The sequence below is a fragment of the Candidatus Delongbacteria bacterium genome (genome assembly GCA_020634015.1).
GTDB lineage: Bacteria > CAIWAD01 > CAIWAD01 > CAIWAD01 > CAIWAD01 > JACKCN01.
This window is the reverse complement of record JACKCN010000003.1, coordinates 467,862-486,764: the sequence shown is the minus strand read 5'-3', so window position 1 is coordinate 486,764 and position 18,903 is coordinate 467,862. Positions and strand designations below refer to the sequence as shown.

21 protein-coding genes are annotated in these 18,903 nt (G+C 62.8%); 2 read left to right on the top strand and 19 right to left on the bottom strand.

All coding sequences use genetic code 11. The annotated features are described in order from the left end of the window. The first annotated feature begins 78 nt into the window (after nt 1–78). Nucleotides 79–282 (top strand): hypothetical protein, encoded by a 204-nt coding sequence (locus H6678_08725; GenBank protein ID MCB9473879.1) that lies wholly within the window; start codon nt 79–81, stop codon nt 280–282. A 140-nt stretch (nt 283–422) separates the two neighbouring features. On the opposite strand, the gene H6678_08720 is transcribed toward H6678_08725, so the two are convergent. From H6678_08720 to H6678_08635, 18 genes are all read right to left on the bottom strand, one after another. Next, on the bottom strand, nt 423–887 hold the full coding sequence (locus tag H6678_08720; protein MCB9473878.1) for a GAF domain-containing protein: 465 nt from the start codon (nt 885–887) through the stop codon (nt 423–425). Next, entirely contained in the window at nt 884–1,450 is a 567-nt protein-coding gene (gene dcd / locus H6678_08715) for a dCTP deaminase (GenBank protein MCB9473877.1), read from the bottom strand. Before dcd ends, H6678_08720 begins: the two co-directional genes overlap by 4 nt. Next, a complete protein-coding gene (locus H6678_08710; GenBank protein MCB9473876.1) occupies nt 1,447–3,447 on the bottom strand; it encodes a transketolase in 2,001 nt (666 codons plus the stop codon). The genes dcd and H6678_08710 overlap by 4 nt, the downstream gene beginning before the upstream one ends. Nucleotides 3,448–3,637: 190 nt before the next feature. Beyond that, nucleotides 3,638–4,036, bottom strand: a complete 399-nt coding sequence (locus H6678_08705; GenBank protein MCB9473875.1) for a response regulator — start codon at nt 4,034–4,036, stop codon at nt 3,638–3,640. A 31-nt stretch (nt 4,037–4,067) separates the two neighbouring features. Beyond that, nucleotides 4,068–4,436, bottom strand: a complete 369-nt coding sequence (locus H6678_08700) for an Hpt domain-containing protein (GenBank protein MCB9473874.1) — start codon at nt 4,434–4,436, stop codon at nt 4,068–4,070. Nucleotides 4,437–4,483: 47 nt separating this feature from the next. Next, the gene (locus H6678_08695) at nt 4,484–7,327 is read right to left on the bottom strand and encodes a response regulator (protein MCB9473873.1); all 2,844 of its coding nucleotides are present in this window, start codon (nt 7,325–7,327) and stop codon (nt 4,484–4,486) included. Nucleotides 7,328–7,386: 59 nt separating this feature from the next. Then, nucleotides 7,387–7,767, bottom strand: a complete 381-nt coding sequence (locus tag H6678_08690; GenBank protein MCB9473872.1) for a PilZ domain-containing protein — start codon at nt 7,765–7,767, stop codon at nt 7,387–7,389. Nucleotides 7,768–7,783: 16 nt separating this feature from the next. Continuing rightward, a complete protein-coding gene (locus H6678_08685; protein ID MCB9473871.1) occupies nt 7,784–8,641 on the bottom strand; it encodes a protein-glutamate O-methyltransferase CheR in 858 nt (285 codons plus the stop codon). Between the two features lie 34 nt (nt 8,642–8,675). Continuing rightward, the gene (locus tag H6678_08680) at nt 8,676–9,770 is read right to left on the bottom strand and encodes a chemotaxis response regulator protein-glutamate methylesterase (GenBank protein MCB9473870.1); all 1,095 of its coding nucleotides are present in this window, start codon (nt 9,768–9,770) and stop codon (nt 8,676–8,678) included. Beyond that, entirely contained in the window at nt 9,770–10,147 is a 378-nt protein-coding gene (locus tag H6678_08675; protein MCB9473869.1) for a response regulator, read from the bottom strand. Before H6678_08675 ends, H6678_08680 begins: the two co-directional genes overlap by 1 nt. A gap of 195 nt (nt 10,148–10,342) precedes the next feature. Then, a complete protein-coding gene (locus H6678_08670; protein ID MCB9473868.1) occupies nt 10,343–10,810 on the bottom strand; it encodes a chemotaxis protein CheW in 468 nt (155 codons plus the stop codon). A gap of 1 nt (nt 10,811) precedes the next feature. Continuing rightward, on the bottom strand, nt 10,812–11,288 hold the full coding sequence (locus H6678_08665; protein ID MCB9473867.1) for a chemotaxis protein CheX: 477 nt from the start codon (nt 11,286–11,288) through the stop codon (nt 10,812–10,814). Between the two features lie 45 nt (nt 11,289–11,333). Continuing rightward, complete coding sequence (locus H6678_08660; GenBank protein MCB9473866.1) at nt 11,334–13,622, bottom strand: chemotaxis protein CheW; 2,289 nt, start codon at nt 13,620–13,622, stop codon at nt 11,334–11,336. Between the two features lie 125 nt (nt 13,623–13,747). Continuing rightward, complete coding sequence (locus H6678_08655; GenBank protein ID MCB9473865.1) at nt 13,748–14,167, bottom strand: hypothetical protein; 420 nt, start codon at nt 14,165–14,167, stop codon at nt 13,748–13,750. 63 nt (nt 14,168–14,230) lie between these two features. Then, a complete protein-coding gene (locus H6678_08650) occupies nt 14,231–14,710 on the bottom strand; it encodes a chemotaxis protein CheX (GenBank protein ID MCB9473864.1) in 480 nt (159 codons plus the stop codon). A 6-nt stretch (nt 14,711–14,716) separates the two neighbouring features. Beyond that, on the bottom strand, nt 14,717–15,070 hold the full coding sequence (locus H6678_08645; protein MCB9473863.1) for a response regulator: 354 nt from the start codon (nt 15,068–15,070) through the stop codon (nt 14,717–14,719). 184 nt (nt 15,071–15,254) lie between these two features. Next, nucleotides 15,255–15,854 (bottom strand): GNAT family N-acetyltransferase, encoded by a 600-nt coding sequence (locus tag H6678_08640; GenBank protein ID MCB9473862.1) that lies wholly within the window; start codon nt 15,852–15,854, stop codon nt 15,255–15,257. 52 nt (nt 15,855–15,906) lie between these two features. After that, the gene (locus H6678_08635; GenBank protein ID MCB9473861.1) at nt 15,907–16,647 is read right to left on the bottom strand and encodes an HAD family hydrolase; all 741 of its coding nucleotides are present in this window, start codon (nt 16,645–16,647) and stop codon (nt 15,907–15,909) included. A 176-nt stretch (nt 16,648–16,823) separates the two neighbouring features. Here H6678_08635 and H6678_08630 point away from each other — a divergent pair, with 176 nt between their 5' ends. Continuing rightward, entirely contained in the window at nt 16,824–17,756 is a 933-nt protein-coding gene (locus H6678_08630) for a DMT family transporter (GenBank protein MCB9473860.1), read from the top strand. Nucleotides 17,757–17,837: 81 nt separating this feature from the next. Here the strand turns inward: H6678_08630 and H6678_08625 are convergent, their stop codons facing one another. Next, on the bottom strand, nt 17,838–18,893 hold the full coding sequence (locus tag H6678_08625; GenBank protein ID MCB9473859.1) for an HmuY family protein: 1,056 nt from the start codon (nt 18,891–18,893) through the stop codon (nt 17,838–17,840). Nucleotides 18,894–18,903 lie beyond the last annotated feature (10 nt).

Sequence of the window (18,903 nt, the reverse complement as noted above, 5' to 3'; positions counted from 1 at the left end):
ACAGGACGGGCCGGATCCGATCAACCTCTTCACGACGGGTGCTAGCGTCACACCGTCCCTTGCCCGTGTGAGACGCCCATGACAAGTTCATCCTTGCTCTGGGGCCTGTGCTTCGGCATGATCGGCTTCGGCTTCTTCATGTATGGCCGCAGAAGCCAGTCCATCGTCCCGCTGGCCTGCGGTGTCGCGCTGATGATCTTCCCCTACTTCATCTCCAGCATACCATGGATGATCGGCGTGGGAGTGGCCCTGATGGTGATTCCCTTCCTGATCAGCTACTGACCCTCGGCACCTGACAGCCACGGGACTCCGGTCGCACGCGCCACCGTGTCATCGCGGATGTGGAATTGGCGAGCAGTGTCTGCGCTTCAGCCCCAGCCCTCCATTTCAAGGACAGGGGCCGTGGCTTGGCAGATCGGATCTCAGGCGAGGAACACAGGGCAGGCGATGCGGCAGAGCTCTTCCAGAAAGAGGCGTTCGGGTTCGCCGAAGTGACCCGCCCGATGACTGTCCACATCGATCTGGCCGATCACCCGGCCTTCGTGCAGCAGGGGCACCACGATCTCCGAGCGGGTCTCGCTGCTGCAGGCCAGGTAGTTTTCTTCCTGACTCACATCCAGCACCACGATGCTCGCGGCGCGTTCGGCCGCCTGCCCGCAGATCCCGCGTCCGAAGGGAATGTGCGTATGATCGGTGGCGGCGCCGCGATAGGGCCCCAGCACGAGCATGCGCGGATCGGCAGGATCCGTGAGATACCAGCCCACCCAGTCCCAGCCCTCCAGTCGCTGATGGAGCAGGGCCACGATGGCCTCGGGCGCGGAGGCCCGATCCTGCTGACACAGGGTACGCACCTGCTCCAGCAGTTCCGTGTACGTTGCCGCCTTCACGGGCGGGGCTCGGGCTGTCCCGGCAGGACCGGGTTGTCCGCGTCCAGGAAGACCCGGCTGCCCACCGAGCGCGACTGGCCCTGATACTTGCCGCGATAGGGGTTGGGCGTGTCACGGTCCATCTTGCAGAAGACCAGCTGGCAGATCCGGCGTCCGGCCTGGAGACGGATCGGCAGGGAATTGGCGTTGTACAGCTCCAGCGTGATGCGCCCCTCGAAACCGGGATCGACCCAGCCCGCATTCTGGATGAACAGGCCCATGCGCCCGATGCTCGAGCGTCCTTCCACGAAGGCCGTGAGATTGTTGGGCAGGCGCACGGTTTCCATGGTGGTGGCCAGCAGAAAACTGTGGGGCGGCAGCGTGATGCTGTCACCTTCGAACTCGCGGTAGATGATTTCCTTGTCCAGGCTGAGCACGTCCATCGAATTCTGCTCGATCACCAGGAAGTGGCTGCCCAGACGGCAGTCCACCGAGGCGGGCTGGACCGAATGCTCTTCCAGCGGTTCCACCAACAGCCGGCCATCGGCCAGCATTTCCTTGAGGGTCAGGTCGCTGAGAATCACGAGCGACCTCCCAGCTGCGAGCGCCCGGCGGCGATCACGGCCTTTGCCGTGATGCCCAGCTCCTGCATGATCACGTCTCCGGGAGCACTCATGCCGAAGCGCTCGATCGAAAGGATGCGGCCCCGATCTCCCACCCAGCGCCGCCAGAGTTCGCCCACGCCCGCCTCGATCGCCACACGCGCCGTGCACTCGGGGGGCAGGACTGTTTCCTGATAGGAATGGGGCTCACGCGCGAAGCGCTCCATGCAGGGCATGGATACCACCCGCACTCCCGTGCCCAGTTCGCTGGCGGCGGCCAGTGCGTGCTGCAGTTCGCTGCCACTGGCGATCAGGATCAGTTCCAGATCGGTCTCCTCGGCCCGGGCGATATAGCCACCCAGTTGTGTGCCACGGCGGCGGATGCGGGGCGGAATGCTGTCCAGGGTGGGCAGGTTCTGGCGGCTCAGGGAGAGCACGGTGGGGCCGTCCTGACGCTCGAATGCCGCACAGACGGCCCCGGCGGTCTCTTCGGCATCGGCGGGGCGAATCAGGTCCAGATTGGGAATCAGGCGCAGGGCACTGATGGTTTCGATGGGCTGGTGGGTGGGGCCGTCTTCTCCAACTCCCACCGAGTCATGGGTGAAGAAGTAGACCACAGGCAGACCGGACAGGGCAGCCAGCCGGATCGCGGGCCGCAGGTAATCGGCAAAGACCATGAAGGTGGCACCCGAGGGGTGAATGATGCCGTCGTAGGCCATGCCATTCAGAATCGCACCCATGGCGTGTTCGCGAATGCCGAAGCGGATATTGCGCCCGGTGGGCTGGTCGGGGCCGAAGTCTCCTCCTCCCGCGATCACGTTGCGTGTGGAGCCGTGCAGGTCGGCACTGCCGCTGATGATCAGGTCGACCTGACGTGCCACATGGCTCAGGGCCTCGCCGGCGCTGACCCGGGTAGCCACGTTGCCCCCCTCGGCCGCCAGCGGAATCTCTTCCAGCAGATTGCCCGGCAGGTGGTGCGCGATGGCGGCGTCGATGGGCGTGGCAATCTCGGGATGCGAGGCCGCGAAGGCTGCCCAGCGTGTCCGCCAGGCCGCCGCGGCCTGTACCTGCTCCGCGGCTCGGCCAGCGAATGCCTGGCGCACCTCGGGGCTGACGAAGAAGGTTTCGGCGGGCAGTCCCATGGCGGCGCGGGCTTCCACGGCAAAGGCGGCTCCGCCTTCGCCGTGTCCCTTGGGTGTTCCGGCGACCTGGGAAATCCCGCGGCCGATTTCGGTGTGGCAGATGATGAACCAGGGCTTTCCGTTGCGCGTGTCACGCGCCTCGCGCAGGACCTTGCGCAACTCGGGAATCGAGTGCCCGTCCACTTCGCGCACATCAAATCCCAGTGCCCGGTAGCGCGCGGCCGTGTCGTCGCTCTGGGTCTCGCTGGCCATGGCGTCCAGTGTGACACGATTGCTGTCCCAGAGCAGCACCAGATTGTCCAGTCCGTGGTGGCCCGCCAGAGCACTGGCTTCCTGGGTCACGCCCTCCTGCAGGCAGCCGTCGCCCAGCAGACAGAAGACCTTGTAGTCCAACAGCGCCTCCTGCCCGTCACGGCAGCGCGCATCCAGCATTCTGGCAGCCATGGCCATGCCCACCGCGTTGCCCACTCCCTGACCCAGGGGGCCGCTGGTGCATTCGACACCGGCCGTGTGACCGAATTCAGGGTGCCCGGGAGTGCGGCTGCCCAGCCGGCGGAAGGCCCGCAGGTCGTCCAGGCTGAGGTCATGGCCCGAGAGATGGAGCCAGGCGTAGAGCATCATGCTGCCGTGTCCGGCGGAGAGCACGAAGCGGTCCCGGTTGAGCCAGCGGGGCTGGGTGGGATCCAGGCGCAGGATGTCGCCAAACAGCACCGCACCGATTTCGGCCGCGCCCAGAGGCAGGCCCAGATGACCGGATTTGCAGGCGGCGATCGCATCGATGGCCAGACCACGGGCAATGGTGGCGGCACTGCCCAGCAGGGCGTCGGAAAGTGGCATGGGCGGGGATTCCTTCTCGAGCGTGGCCGGAGAATCCGGCAGGTCGGGGACCTGCTCCGTGGTCGGAAATCACTTCCGTCCTGGGTTCCGGCGGGATGGGATGCAGCAACGGGACAGCGGCGCGCAAGGTGGCAAATCCCCATGGTCGGGGAAAGCGCAGCGGGCCGTGGGTGGGGCAACTCGCGAGTGGTCAGGCTGGGGTTTCGCGGATCACGCTCTGCACGCAGTCGATCAGCTCGCGAAAGCTGTAGGGTTTGCGCAGGTAGCCCCTGACCCGGTCGGAAGGCAGGCGCTCGCGCACCTCGTCGTCACTGTAGCCGCTGGTGATGATCACAGGGTGCAGCAGGCACAAGCGTTCCATCTCCACGACCACGTCCACGCCGTTCATGCCGGGCATCGTCATGTCCAGCAGCACCAGTTCCGGAGAATCGGCCGGCTGTTGCAGCCGCTGAATGGCGCTGGGGCCATCCTCAACGTCCTCGACCTGGAACCCACCGGCCTCAAGCAGGCGGCAACAGACCTCACGGATGACGGGATCGTCATCGACAACGAGCACTCGTCGTTTGCTGGAGGATGTCGTGTCGCCCATGATGTCCTTTCCGGCAGGGTTCAGCCAGGGTTCATTCCCGGGACAACCAGGCCTGCAAAGCTTCCTCGGCCCGGGCGAATTCCTGGATCAGCTGTTCCAGCAACTGCCCTGCCCCGTCCATGGAGGCCGAATGCCCCAGTTTTTCAAGTTCGAATGCCACCGAACGCACCAGACTGGTGCCCACGTTGCTGCTGGCACCCTTGATGGTGTGGGCTTCCCGTTCCACGCGCTCCCAGTCCATGCCATCCAGGGCGGTACGCAGGATTTCGAGGCGCTGCCGGGTATCGATGCGGTACATCTCGATCAGTTCAGCGGCGAATTCGCGATCCCCGTCGGTCATCACGTCAAGGTGATCCTGATCCAGCGGGACCAGCGAGTCGTCAGGAGTCCAGGTACTCATCGTGTTCTCCTTGTCAAGAGTGGCAAAATCCGGGCTGTCCGGCCAGCTCACTCTCCGTCTGCCTGCAATTGCAGGTACGCGTCCAGTTGTTGCTCCACGTAACCGTATTCCGCCCGCAGCGAATCCAGCAATTCACCGGCTCCGGCCAGATTGCCGCTGGAACTCCGCTGTTCAAGCTCATAAGCCAGTTGGCACATCGCCATGGCACCGATACCGGCACAGATTCCCTTGACCGTATGGGCTTCCAGATGCACGGTGCCCGCATTGCCATCTCCAATGGCCTGTTCGAGGCTGCCCATCCGGCGTCGCGCATCGCGAATGAACAACTGGATCAGCTGGCTCTCGAACTCGTGGTCGCCATCGGAATCGTCCTGGATCACCTTGAGATTGAGACGGTCCGGCTCCTTGGCGGTCTCCTGGGCAATCACAGCCTCCTCCGATCGTTGCACGTCCACGGCCTTGACCACGGGTGTGCTCAGCGCCGGTTCGGGAATCTCATCGGGCATCTCACGGGGAGGCAGATAGCGATCCAGCATGGAGTACAGCGCAGCCCGGCGCACGGGTTTTTCCAGATAGTCATCCATGCCGGCGGCGATGCAGCGTTCACGATCACCGCCCACCGCGTTGGCGGTGAGAGCGATCACGCGCGTCCAGCGGCCCTTCTCCCTTTCCCGGAACCGGCGTGTGGCACTCAGACCGTCGAGGCGCGGCATCATGCAGTCCATCAGCACAAGGTCCACCGTTTCGTGCTCGAGAACCTGGAGTGCCGTTTCGCCGTCGTCGGCGGTCAGCAGCTGGTAGCCCCGCTTCTCCAGCAGGTTCTGCAGCAGCTTGAGATTCACGGGGTTGTCATCCACCGCCAGAATGCGCCAGGAGTCCCACGGCGATGCGCCCCTGGCCGGAGGTGCGGCAGGTTCACTTGCGGGCGTTGGCGATCCGGACGTGGTGGAGTCCGTCTCCAGCGCCAGGTTTTCAACCCAGCGCAGACCCATGATGCCGCTGGTCCGCTTGTTGTCCAGCAGGGCCCGCACGGCCGTACGCCGTATCGGCCGACGGATCACGGCCTGGGTCGGCGGCAGCAGCGCCAGCAAGGGCTGCAACTCCACGGCGTCGTGGACCAGCAGCGCCAGAGTTGACCTTTCAGGCAGTGCGCGGATGAACTCGTCCACCAGAGCGCGGTCGGCATTCTGGATGGCCCCCAGCGAGAGCAGGACCACCGCCCGATTCCAGTCTTCGCCATCGGGATACCTGAGCAGCTCGATGGCACTGCCCAGATCGTCCACATCCGTCGAGCGTGAGCCAAGGTCCGAGCAACAGGCATGCACGGCCTCGCAGAGCCCGGCGTGATTTTCCACCAGCAACAGCGGCGGAGACGTGGCGTCGGCGGCCCGCAATGCGCGCATGATGTCCAGCTGGATCTTGAAGGTGAACACCGACCCCCGACCCGGCTGGCTGCGTACGGTGATCCGGCCCCCCAGCAGTTCCACCAGGCGTCGACTGATGCTGAGACCCAGTCCCAGTCCTTCGTGACTGCGGGACATGGAGCCTTCGGCCTGCACGAAGGGTTCGAAGAGGTGTGCCAGACGGTCGGGCGCGATTCCGATTCCCGTGTCGCTGATCTCGAAACAGACCGTGCACTGACGGTCCGTGTGATGCATCTGCGAGACGCGCACTTCCACGTGCCCCGTCTCGGTGAACTTGACCGCGTTGCCCACCAGATTGTTCAACACCTGACGCAGGCGTCCCGCGTCACCGCGAACCATCTCGGGAAGGCCCGCTTCCAGAATGCAGACGAAATCCAGACTCTTCTCGTAGGCCAGATGGGTATGCGTATCACAGATCGCTTCCACCACCTGGGCCAGATCGAACTCGATCGGATTCAATTCCAGGGCTTCATTTTCCAGCCGACTGAAGGCCAGCAGGTCGTTGATCACGGCCAGCAGATCGTCCACGGCACGCTGGATACTGAGGATCAGCCGGCGGTCTTCCTGCTCGCCCAGACTGGCATCCAGCAGTTCCAGATTGCCCACCAGATTGTTCATGGGCGTTCTGATCTCGTGGCTGATGCCGGCAAGGAAGTCATTGCGGACGCGGTTGCTCTCGGCCAGTTGCCGGTTCAGCAGATCCACTTCCTGCTGATGGCGCAGATGCAGCTTGTTCCGACCCTGAACCAGCCGCCCAAGGGTATGCCCGATCGCGACCAGTTCGGGAATGTTGGAGTACTCCAGCCGCTCCAGCTCTTCCAGATTGATCCTGCCGGGCCTGAGTTTCGCCAACTCGCGCCAGGGGCGCAGAGTGATCCGGTTGTAGAGAATTCCCAGAATGCTGGTGAGCAGAAGCCAGAGTCCCATGCCCAGGAACACGGCCTGGCGCTGGTTGCGCAGATCACGCTCCCGCAGGCGCTCGTCGTCGTGCAGCTTGTCCTGAAGGCTCCGGATCAGGTCCTGCAGTTGATAGGTACTGGAGTAGACGGCCGTGACCGCCGCATTGGTGAGTTCATCACGATGTTCCATCTCCCGCCCCGCGAGCAGGGACAGCGCCTGACCGATTCCCCAGTACTGGGCACGCAGGGAAGCCAGCAGCTCCGCCTGGGTCGCCGACGTCCGGTCGGTTTCCAGTCCATCCATCAGCTCGATGATGTGGGACGATTCCACCAGGGAAAGGCGCACGATGTCCGTATCCGGCTTGCGCCGCAACTGGTCCACGGTCATGAAGAAGTCCGAAAAGGCATCCTGCAGGCGCAGAAGCTCCGCCAGCTCGACGACCTTTTCGCTGTGCAGCTGTTCCTGATGTACGCTTGATTGCAGTTTCCAGCCATCAAGAGCAAGCAGACCCAGCCCGAGGAGCTGGATCACAAGCACAAGCAGGAAGGCACGGCGCGTCAGACTCATCGAAACTCCACGCACACTCGTGGGCAACGGTCAGCCGCTGCCCCCAGAAACCGGGATGATCACACGGGTCGCGCACGCAACCCCACATGCCGGCGCAACTCTTCTTCCACGTTCTCCACCTCGCCCGCGTTGTAGCGCACGAGATTCTGGAGATGTTCGAGGCTGTCGCTGCCCACCAGATGTTCGAATCCCAGGGCAAGACCGTCGGGGTCCACGCGCACCACGCGCGCCTGGGCCCGGATCACAAGACCCTCTTCGCCCCCCAGATCGATGCCGACATCACAGATGGTGCCGGGTTCCAGAGTGGGCTCGCAATACAGGAAGATTCCGTTCAGGCTCAGGTCACGGCTGCGCGAAGACACGATGCTGCGTTCGCCGTCCGCCAGATTCACCGTGACTCGAACCATGACCCGGGTGAATTCTCGCGAGTTGTCCGACATGGCTTGATTCCTTTCCTCAGATCCTGGCGGCCACTGCCACGGGCTGGGCCAGTTCCTGCTTCAATCTGTAACACAGGAACCGCCCCATGTTGATCTGCTCGAAATCGCGGTCGATGCTCAGCACCGACTCGGAGCTGCCGAGAATCAGCACGCTGTGGGGCCCCATCAGCTTCTTGACCTTGGCCAGGATCGCGCGTTTGGTTTCCAGATCGAAGTAGATCAGCACGTTGCGGATCATGATCAGGTCCATGGGTCCCTGCAGACTCCAGGGCTGGATCAGGTTCATCAGCCGGAACTGCACCATCTGACGGATATCGTCCTTCAGGATCCACTGGTCGCCGTCCTTGCGGAAGTACTTCACCAGCAACATCGCGGGCAGACCGCGGTTCACTTCCAGCTGCGAGAAGCGTCCTTCCTTGCAACGGGCGATCATCTCGTGGGAAATGTCCGTGGCCACCATCTCCGTGTTCCAGGTCGCCAGCTGCGGGAAGTTCTCGCGCAGCAGCATCGCCAGACTGAAGGGTTCCTGCCCGCTGGACGCGGCTCCGCACCAGATCCGCAGTCGGCGTGAGCTTGCGTTCTGCTTGAGCAGTCCGGGAATCAGGTCGTTCTTCAGGGCCTCGAAAGGGAAGACGTCCCGGAAGAAATAGGTCTCGTTGGTGGTCATCACGTCCACGACCCGCTGGAGCATCAGCTCCACGGGCTGGGCCCGCAGATGGGTGATGAAATCCTGCAGCGAGGCGAAACCCTCCTGCTGGACGATGGATGACAGCCGCAACTCCACGAGGTAGTCCTTGTCGTTGTCCAGCACGATGGCGGACCGCACACGGACCAGATCACGGATGTATTCGAAATCACGGGTATTCAAGGCCATCACCGTGCCTCACGATTGAGTCCGCCCCTGCGGATCAGACAAGAACCCTTCCCACGCCGCACTTCTCCACAAGCCGTGCCGCAATCCGGTCCAGCGGGAGAATCTCCTCCGCCAGCCCGGCCGCTGCCACGGCCCCGGGCATGCCCCAGACCACACTGCTGGCCTCGTCCTGCACCAGCACCTGCGCACCCAGTTCTGCCAGACGGCGACATCCTTCGCGTCCGTCAGCCCCCATGCCGGTCAGGATCACGGCCAGAGTGGACGGTCCCCAGATCCGGGAGACCGAACGGAACAGCACATCCACGGCGGGGCGGCAACTGTTCTCGGGCGGGTCATCGTTCGTTTTCAGAATCAGCTCGCCATTGACCTTGTCCAGCACCATGTGTTTCCCACCGGGAGCGATGTACACGGTCCCAGCGTGTACCGTGTCGCCATCGGCGACCTCGCGTACCCGGATCGGGCACTCCGCGTCCAGCCGTTCGGCCAGGATGCGGGTGAACAGTGGGGGCATGTGCTGCACCAGCACCACGGGCACCGGAAGCGAAGCCGGCAGACCGCTCAGCAGAGTGCGCAGGGCCTCGGGGCCTCCCGTGGACACACCGATCGCGATGCCTTCGACGCGCCGCATCACATTCATCGGGCGACGCACGGGCGGCGCGGGGATCACACGGGATGGGCTTGCGGGCACCGGAGCTGCCGCGTGTCGATCCGGCTTGCGGAAACGCTGGCTGAGATTGCGGATCCGGGGCAGAAGCTCCCGACGGATGCTCTCCACCGCATGGTCCACATCCTTCATCTGCTCGGGCTTGGTCACATAGTCATTGGCCCCGCAGGTGAGCGCTTCGATGGTGTAGCGCCCGCCCCGCTCGGTCAGGGTGCTGAACATGATCACGGGCAGGCGAGGATAGAGACGCCGGATCTCCTTGAGCGCGGTCAGCCCGTCCATGCGGGGCATTTCCACGTCCAGAGTCACCAGATCGGGCAGCTCGCGCGCCAGCATGTCCAGCGCGGACTGACCATCCGGGGCGGCTCCTGAGACGACGATATCCTCCGCGGGCGCCAGTGCTTCCTTGAGCAGGCGTCTCACAACGGATGAGTCATCGACGATGAGTACGCGAATGGGGTCCATCAGTTGCTGTCCGCCTGGATGCCGATCAGAGCGAGTTTTTCCTGGAGTGCCTGCTGGGTGCAGGGTTTCATCACGTACTCGTTGGCGCCTGCTTCCAGGGCCTCGATCACGCGTTCCAGCTCGTTGAGTGAGGTCACCATCATGATCGGGATGTCCTGCCAGCGCGCTTCGGAACGCACGGCTCGCACGAACTCGATGCCCGTCATGACGGGCATTTCCCAATCCACCAGAAACAGGTCGGCGGATCCGCGCTCATTGAGCTTGTCCAGTGCGTCCTGGCCGTCCTGAGCCTCGGTGACCTCGATCTCCATCGATTGCAGATATTGGCGCAGAATCTTGCGGATTGCGCTGGAATCATCGATTACGAAGGCATGCATGAGGATGATTTCCCCTGATCCGTGGGCGTTGACCGTTCGCTTGCACGATGGGAATCGCGCATGTCTTCATATCGACTTCATGAAGGGGCGGATGGAGTACCCGGGGTCGCTCCGACAGGAAGGACTGAAAGATTCCTGATGCAAAAAGGGGCGATTCCAGACTGGAATCGCCCCTGTCAATGACTGTCGCCCGGATCACGCAGCTTCGAAGGCCAGGATCCGCTCCACATCCAGAATCAGCAGCAGCGAGCTTTCGAGCTTGTAGGCTCCAAGCACCAGCTCACGAGCCACCCCGCGCACGGTCTCGGGAACCCGCTCGAAACTGTCCTGGTGCACTTCCACCACGTCGCAGATCTCGTCCACCAGCAGGCTGACCATGCCATCATCCCGCTGGATCACCACGTTCATCGGCTGATGACCGTCTTCGAAGGGAGGCATCTCCAGCCGTTGCCGCAGATCCACGGCCGTGACCAATTGCCCCCTGAGGTTGATCAGCCCCTGGATCGAACTGCCCGAGAGTGGCACCCCGGTCATGGGCTGCCAGCGCAGGACTTCCTGGACCTGTGTCACATTCACACCAAAGAAGAACTCTCCCAGGAAGAATGTGCAGAACTGCTGGTTCCGGCTCGTGGAGACCTCGGTCTCCTGGGTATCGAGGTTCATGTCAGACATTTTTGCCCAGCTTCATTGTGACTTCCATCAGGAAGCGACTTTTGCCCACGCCAAAGGGAATCACCATCACGGGCGAGTCTATCCGCTGCACCAGTGTGTGCCCCTGGCCCACGACCACCGTTGGAATCGAAATGTGAAACGAGAGTCCCATTTCGGCGAATTCGGTCTTGGCGCCACCGGCGACCATGTTGGCCAGTTCACCGATGCAGTCTTCCACATCCTGCGTGATCCTGAAGACCGACTCCCCCATCATCTGCTTGTAGATCTTGAGCGCCAGAGGCTGGGGAAAGCTCATCGCCACGGCTCCGTGCACGCTCTCGCCGGCAAAGCCGATGATGCCCGAGACATCGCCCTGAGTCTGATTTTCCTGCTTGAGATAGGGCGTCTTGCGCTCCAGTTCAAGCCCCGCCATGGTCTCCAGAGCGTTGGTGGCACCATTGATGAATGGGTTGATGTACTTCGCGTCCATTGTTTCTCCGTGGGGGAGCCTCCGGGCACCGGGCCCTGCGGCGACTCAATGCGTTGCGGTCTCGAACAGGTTCGATTTGGCCATTTCAAGCATGGCGCGCACGTCGATCATTTCCGTGACGCGCTCCTTGATCACGATCACGCCGTCGGTGCCTACCCGGGTCGGGGGACGCATGTCCTCCAGGCGCGTGTCCACGATGTCCACGATCTCGTCCACGACCAGGCCGACGCTCTGGCCGTCTCCCGTGTTGTATACGATCACGTTGATCATGCCACTCTGGGCCGCGGGGGCCTCTCCCCGGGCTTCACGTCGCCTCTCGGGCAGCAGATGGCCGGGACGCACAAGATTCAGAATGTCGTCGCGGTACTGGACGACCTCGCGGTCACCCACGGATTCCACGCGGTGGGTCTCGAATTCCTCGAGCCGCGCGACCTGGGACAGGCGCATCGCCATCCGGCCGTCACGCACACGGAACACCAGCAGACTCTCGGTCTTCAGTTCCTCAATCGCCTCGGCACGGGCACGATCCAGCAGGACCTGGTCCTTGAGTTTCGAGATCACATTGGCACCCTGGGCCACGCCCATCACGTCCAGGATCAGCGCCACGCGGCCGTCGCCCATGATCGTGGCTCCCGCGAACTGGGAAATCGTCTTCAACTGGCGGCCCAGGGGCTTCACCACGATTTCCTCGGAGTCATTGATCTGGTCCACCACCAGTCCGAACTGCTGGCTGTCGGCCTGCAGCACCACGATGTTCAACGGATCCGATTCCGGGTTGCGCGTGCTCGGCAGTTTCAGCTCATCGTGCAGGTACACAAGGGGCAGCAGTTTGCCGCGCAGGCGATACACGGGAGCACCCGAGATCATCTCAATGCTCTTGCGGGCGTTTTCGCCCTCGAGGCGCACCAGCTCCAGCAGGCTGACCTGGGGAACGGCGAAACGCTCGTTGCTGCAGGTGATGATCAGGGCGGGGATGATCGCCAGGGTCAGCGGAATCTTGATCCGGACAGTGGAGCCCTTGCCTGCCGTGCTGTCCAGGTCCACGCTGCCACCGATCTTCTCGATGTTGGTCTTGACCACATCCATGCCCACACCACGACCGGACACGTTGGTCACGGTCTTCGCCGTGGAGAATCCGGGCATGAAGATCAGGCCATGCAGTTCCTTTTCGCTCATTCGCGCGGCCTGCTCGGGGGTCACCACACCACGCTCCACGGCCTTGGCACGGATGCGCTCTGCATCCAGACCGGCGCCGTCATCGCAGACTTCGATGATCACCATGCCGCCCTCGTGATGCGAACGAAGGGTCAGCACTCCTTCCGCGGGCTTGCGGGCAGCCAGACGCTGCTCGGGCGTTTCGATTCCGTGATCCACAGAGTTGCGCACCAGGTGGGTCATGGGGTCCTTGATCGCCTCGATCAGGGTCTTGTCCAGTTCGGTTTCCTTGCCGTCCATTTCCAGACGGATGTGCTTGCCACAGGAGTGGGCCAGATCGCGGACCACGCGGGGAAACTTGTTCCAGATGTTGCCGATGGGCTGCATCCGGGTCTTCATCACGCTTTCCTGGAGCTCGCTGGTGATGTGATTCAGGCGCTGGCCGGTGAGATACAGGCCCGTGTTCTCCACTTCGCCCATCAGCTGCATGATCTGGTTGCGGGAGAGCACCAGCTCGCCCACCAGATTCATCAGGTTGTCCAGCAGCGCCACATCCACGCGAATCGAACTGTCGGAGATCGCCGAGCGGGAATCTTTCTCGCCCGTGGCGCGAGCAGTCTGATTTGCGGACGGTGCCGGTTCGCTGGATACGATGTCCGGGGAAGGAGTCGCCGTGGAGTTCGCCTGGACCGGTGTCGGCCCGGACTGCGCGACGGGGGGCTCCGCAGGGGCTGCCACAGGCGGTGTTTCCGCCACCACAGGTTCAGCCGCAGCGGGTTCCTTGTGAATGGCGGCACTCTTCTGAAGGCTGGCGAGACGCGCAATCAGGTCGCTGTACTCGCCGTCTCCGTCGTTGTTCTCCTTCTCGATGAAGGAGAGCATCTCGCGTACGGCATCCACCATGGAGAGCAGACCGCTGGTGACATCGGGATCCAGGCGGATCTCCCCGTCACGCAATCGGCTAAGCAGATTTTCGCCCACGTGGGCCACGGATTCCAGTCGGTTGAAACCGAGAAATCCGCAGGTGCCTTTGATGGTGTGAATCGTGCGGAAGATCGAGGCAAGCAGCTCCTGGTTGGTAGGCTGCTCTTCAAGCTCGACCAGGTGGCGATCCAGCGCGTCCAGGTTCTCGTGGCTTTCCACAAGAAACTCGCCGATCAGGTCTTCCATGCCTTCCATTGGTCCGCCTTTGCTTGCAAGATGATTTCATTCCTGCAGCATATCGGATTCGATCTCGGCAACCTTTATGCAGGTTGGCTTGGGAACTCCGGACGCATGATGGTTTTCGCGAAAGAATGGAGAACTCAGACCACGCCGCTCACGAAAAAGCTGGTGACATAGTTGGCCAGGCGCATGACCAGAAAGAACACGCCCACCTGGATATGGCGTGCACGCAGCACCTTGTGCCCGCGCAGCAGTCGACTGCCCAGCCAGAGCTGCAGACCCCAGCCGATTGCCGCCAGGCTGGAAACGGTCACATGAAAGGGCAGCATCCAGCCGCCCCCGCCCCCGAAGGCCGTCTCCACCGCGTGCCGCGAGACTTCCAGCCACAGCACCAGCCCCAGATCCAGCAGAAAGGCCACGCGCATCAGCCGGGCATGGCGCAGTGGCTGGCGCCGCCAGTGAAGAGCCAGCCCGATCAGGATCAGGACCAGCGTGGAAACCAGGTGAGTGGGGCCCATGGGTACCTCGCGATGATGGCGTGCCGTGGTCAGGGCACGCATGAAAAAGCCGGAAGCGGGGGCTTCCGGCTGATCAATGTATCACCTGGAGGAAAAATGTGACGATCAGTTCGCGCCGAATTTGATGGCCACTTCCATCGAACAAGGACTGTCGCCCAGCTGGAAGGGAATCACCATCACCGGCAGACTGCTCTGCAGCCTGACCCGGTGCCCGATTCCGATGACAACCGTGGGAATCGAGATCTGAAAATCGACTCCTTCTGCGGCAAAGGCCGTCTTGGCACTGCCCAGCACGATGTTGGCGATCTCTCCAATGCCGTCGCGGACTTCGGTGTTCAGCTCGCCCGGATTCTCCCCCATCATGTTCTCGTAGATCATCAGTGCCGCCTCGGAGCTGAAATGCAACACGAGGCAGCCAGTGACCGAGTCCCCACCAAATCCGATCACGGAGGAGATGTCCCCATTGGACAGGTCCACATGCTTCTGAAGCGCGCTTCCCGGAGCCGTCTCAACCCCCGCCATCATGGCAAGGGTGCTGGTCAGGGCTTCCGAGAAGCGATCGAGAACCTGGGAATCGATGAGCATGGGTTCTCAGACTCCCAGCACTTTGTTGATCTTCTCGACCATCACCGGCTTGGTGAACGGTTTCACGATGTAGTCGTTCACTCCGTTCTTCAGGGCTTCCAGCACTTCGTTCTTGGCACCTTCCGTGGTCACCATGATGATCGGTGTGGAAATGCCCTTGCCACGGACTTCCTTCACGAAGGTCAGTCCATCCATGACCGGCATGTTCCAGTCCGTGAGGATCAAGCCCACCCCGTCGACCTTGGTCAGGGCTTCAGCGCCATCACCCGCTTCATCCACATCGGGGTAGCCCGCTGATTTCAGGGTATTGATGATGATTCTGCGCATGGTGCTGGAGTCGTCGACCACCAGAACTTTCATGGGATATCTCCTGCCTTTGTTGTCCGAATCCAGCAAACGGGATTCAGTGGTGGAACTCTCCAGACGGAGTCTTTCCACGACAGTGCTCTATCGGAGAATTGCAGGGGTGGGTTGAAGACTCTGGATGATTTCCGGCAGAACCGGCCTATCCTGTTCATGGAAGTGAATTCAAGGCGGGCGAAAGTCAGAGTTCGAGTCCCATGATCCGGACCGGGCCCTTGCGCCCGATGACGCGGAATCCAAGGGAACGGTAGAGTTCCATCGGTCCGGGCCAGAGCTCGCCCGGGTTCTGTGCGTCGGAGTTGTGGCCCTGGCGTGGATAGGCTTCCACCCTGTGAGCGCCCGCCTGACGCATCTTGCCCAGCACGTCCTTGACCAGCTGGCGCGCAACGCCCTTTCGACGCCAGGGAGCGGCGATCTGGAGGCAACCGATGGCCCAGCAGTCAGGGTCCGGGGGTCTCTTGTAATGGAAGGCGATGCGGCCCAGCTGATCGCGGACACCGCCCTGGCACCAGCCGATGGTGCGGTCTCCCAGAGTGGCCAGCCAACCGTCGCCTACCCCGATCGCCAGCAGCTGCCTGCGCAGTTCCAGATTTTCCTGTGCGCTGCGCTCGTTGAATCCCACCCAGTGCGGTACCCACCAGGCCACACACTGGCACCACCCACCTTCACTGCCTTCCGCGGCATCGGGGAAACGCGTGGCATGAAACTCGATGAATCGCTGAGAGGTATCTGGTCCAAGAGGCAGGATTTTCAACTCGGGAAGTGCCGCGCTGTCGCTCATGTAGACTCCTCGTGGTTGAACATCGCGCCATGGCCGTGCCGGGAACCGGACCTCAGTCCAGAGCTGCCGTTCTGGACGAGCTGCTGCAGAGTTCATCCAGCAATCGGAGGATCTCGGCGGAATCGACGAAATCCTTCAGCACGGCCACGGCCCCCGCGGCCTGCAGGCGCTCCCTGTGCTCGCCCTGTCCGTGCCCCAGAAAGTGCAGGCCACATTGCAGGGCGATGCGCGCATCCCAGAGATTGTCTCCCACATAGATGGCCGTGGACTGCTTCGGTTCGCCGGCGATCAGGGACGCCCGGGCCCGCTCGAGAATGCTGCGCTTGCTTTCGGGCAGGGCGCTGGTGGGTGTGCCTTCGCGAGGGCAGAACAGGGGCAGGCCCAGTTCCTCGAGGCCGGCCCAGCGCAGTTTCAATCGGCTGGCGCTGCACCAGCCCGCGGACACGATGCCCACCTTCCAGTCCGATCGATTGCGCAGCAGCTCGAGCAGGCGGAACACACCCGCGTTGGCCTGGAACAGCTCAGGGTTGCTGCAGCGCGCCTGCTCCAGCAAGCTGAGGAAGCGGTACTGCAGTCGATGGATCTCATCGGCCCCGGGCTCGCGTCCCAGGGCATCGTTCAGAATGCGCCGGCTCAGACCGCAGTCGCTCTGCTCTGGATAGCTGGACCAGTCGGTCGCTTCCATGCGATGACCGAACTCCTGAGCCAGGGCCATGGTGAAACACGCTTCGTCGATCTGGGCGGTAGGGGTCAGCGTACCGTCGAGATCGCAAAGCAGGAGTCGCAGACTCACATCTTCTCCGAGATCGGGATCCGCCGGGGGGGGAGGAAGGCGATCCATGTGGCTGTGATACAGGCTGTGCCCCGGCGACGTTTCCGTTGTCGCGGGTTCCCAAGAGTATTGAGTGGGATCGGGCAATGCAAGCAAAAAGCTCAAGCGCGAACCCTGTACACTCCCTAAGTTCGGCCATGAAACAATACTCCCGTCATCTGGTGGACCTGCTGGCCCTGAGCGTTGTACTGCTTTGGGGCTTTTCCTTTGCGGCCATCAAGATCAGCCTGGACTGGCTGCACCCCTTCGCCCTCACGGCGGTCCGCTTCCTGCCGGCCGCCCTGCTGCTGTTCGCGCTGCTGGGCCTGGGTGCCTGGCGAAGAGGCAGGCTGGTGCTGCCCGATCGTGCCACATGCTTTCGCTTGTTCCTGCTTGGGCTGGTGGGCATTCCCGGTTACAACCTGTGCCTGAACAGCGGGCAACGCCTGCTGCCGTCAAGCTACGCGGGGCTGGTCATCGCACTCAATCCGGCCATGATCGCGCTCTTCGGTTCACTCTGGCTCAAGGAACGCCTGCAAGGCCGCACTCTCGCGGGCCTCGCTCTCAGCCTGGCCGGCCTGCTGGTCATGGTGCTGGGTCGTGATTCAAATCCGGCCCTGTTGCGCCAGCACCTGCTGGGCACGGTCATCGCCATGGGTGCCCCGCTGTGCTGGGGCATCTTCAGCGTGGGCCTGCGTCGTTATTCCGCCCAGCATGGATCATTGACTGTGCTGACAATCGCCCTGGGGCTGGGTTGTCTGCCCTTGTTGCTGCTCTGGCCGCCCGATCTTGGCCTGACCCTTGCCCAGGGTGGCGCCCCACTCTGGTCCAGCTTGGCGTTCCTGACGATTGGCTGTACCGTCTACGGATTCTCCGTGTGGAGTTCTGTACTCAAGTCCATGCCGGCGGCGCGCGCCGGCTCGTTCATCTATCTGGTCCCTCTGGTGGCGATCTTCGCTGGCCACAGCCTGCTGGGCGAGCCCCTGGATGCGAGCCTGGCCCTGGGGGGCGGGATCGTGCTGGGTGGGGTCTGGCTGGCCACGTCGGGCCGACGCCGGGTGGAGGTACCGGTTCCGGAAGCCCTCGCGTGATGGCGACCGGAAAAGAAGATAGGCGGTCCGCGAAGACCGCCCATCCTGTTCTGTGTCACGCATGCATCCGCCCGGGTGCGCCTAGGGCAGCAGGGCGTAGCGGATCTTGAACCAGCCGCTGGCATCGGTGGCCGGGTTGTAGTACGACAGGATCTCCAGCTTCCAGGTCGAACTGCCGTCGCGCACCAGGTACAGACAGTCGGCGGGGCTGAGCTGGTGGGTGGCGCCATCGTAGTCATACCAGGAGCTGAACACCGACTGCACGCTCTCGGCCATGTAAAGGTTGGGCGTGGGAGCGGCCTGGCTCACGTCGGCATGGTTCAGATCGGCAAGCTGGGCCGAGTAGCCGCCCGCGGTGCCCGGTCCGTACTCACCGGCGTTGAAGTGAATGTCATACCCATCCACGAACAGGTCCCAGTCCATTGAGGTCAGGGGGTCGGCCACGGTGACCTGGCCCGCGGACGCGAAGGAGATGTACGCCGCACCGCTGCTGCAGTCGACCTGGAAACTCTGCGGAGTGGCCGACAGGTCCAGATTGCCCGCGGTTGCCTGATGGACATAGTTCAGCGTCAGGGTACCGGGATTGCTCATGCCGGGATTGTCAATGACGTTGACCTGGAACTTGGCGTAGTGGTTGCCATCGGCACAGCGCAGAACGTAGACGCTGTCGGAGGGCGTGATTTCGTGTGTCATGGGATTGTAGTTGTACCATCCGGCCAGCGGATTGGAGTTGAGGTCCGTCATCCAGTCGCTCTCGGTGAGTGAGGCGTCCACGGCGGCCAGGGCATCGAATCCCCCCGCGGGGATCAAGCCATGGTCGGCCAGATTGATCGCACTCACCGAGCCATCGCCCGAATCACCGCCGTTGAGCGCGATTTCGGAGCGACGGAACTTGATCGTCCAGGCGCTGCCGTTGAATGCGCGATCGGCCAGATCGAAGCGTGCCCAGGTTTCGGCATCACTCGCATCCACGCGCGAATACCAGCCACCCTGGCCATCGTCCCAGGTGGCCTGATCCGTGGGTTCGTTGAAGGTATCGTTGCTGCTGTCATCGTCGGAACAGGCCTGCAGCCCCAGGAACAGGCTCGCGGCCAGAGGCAGGAACAAGGCCGTGCGGCGCCAAGGGGTGGTGTTCATGGATCCTCCC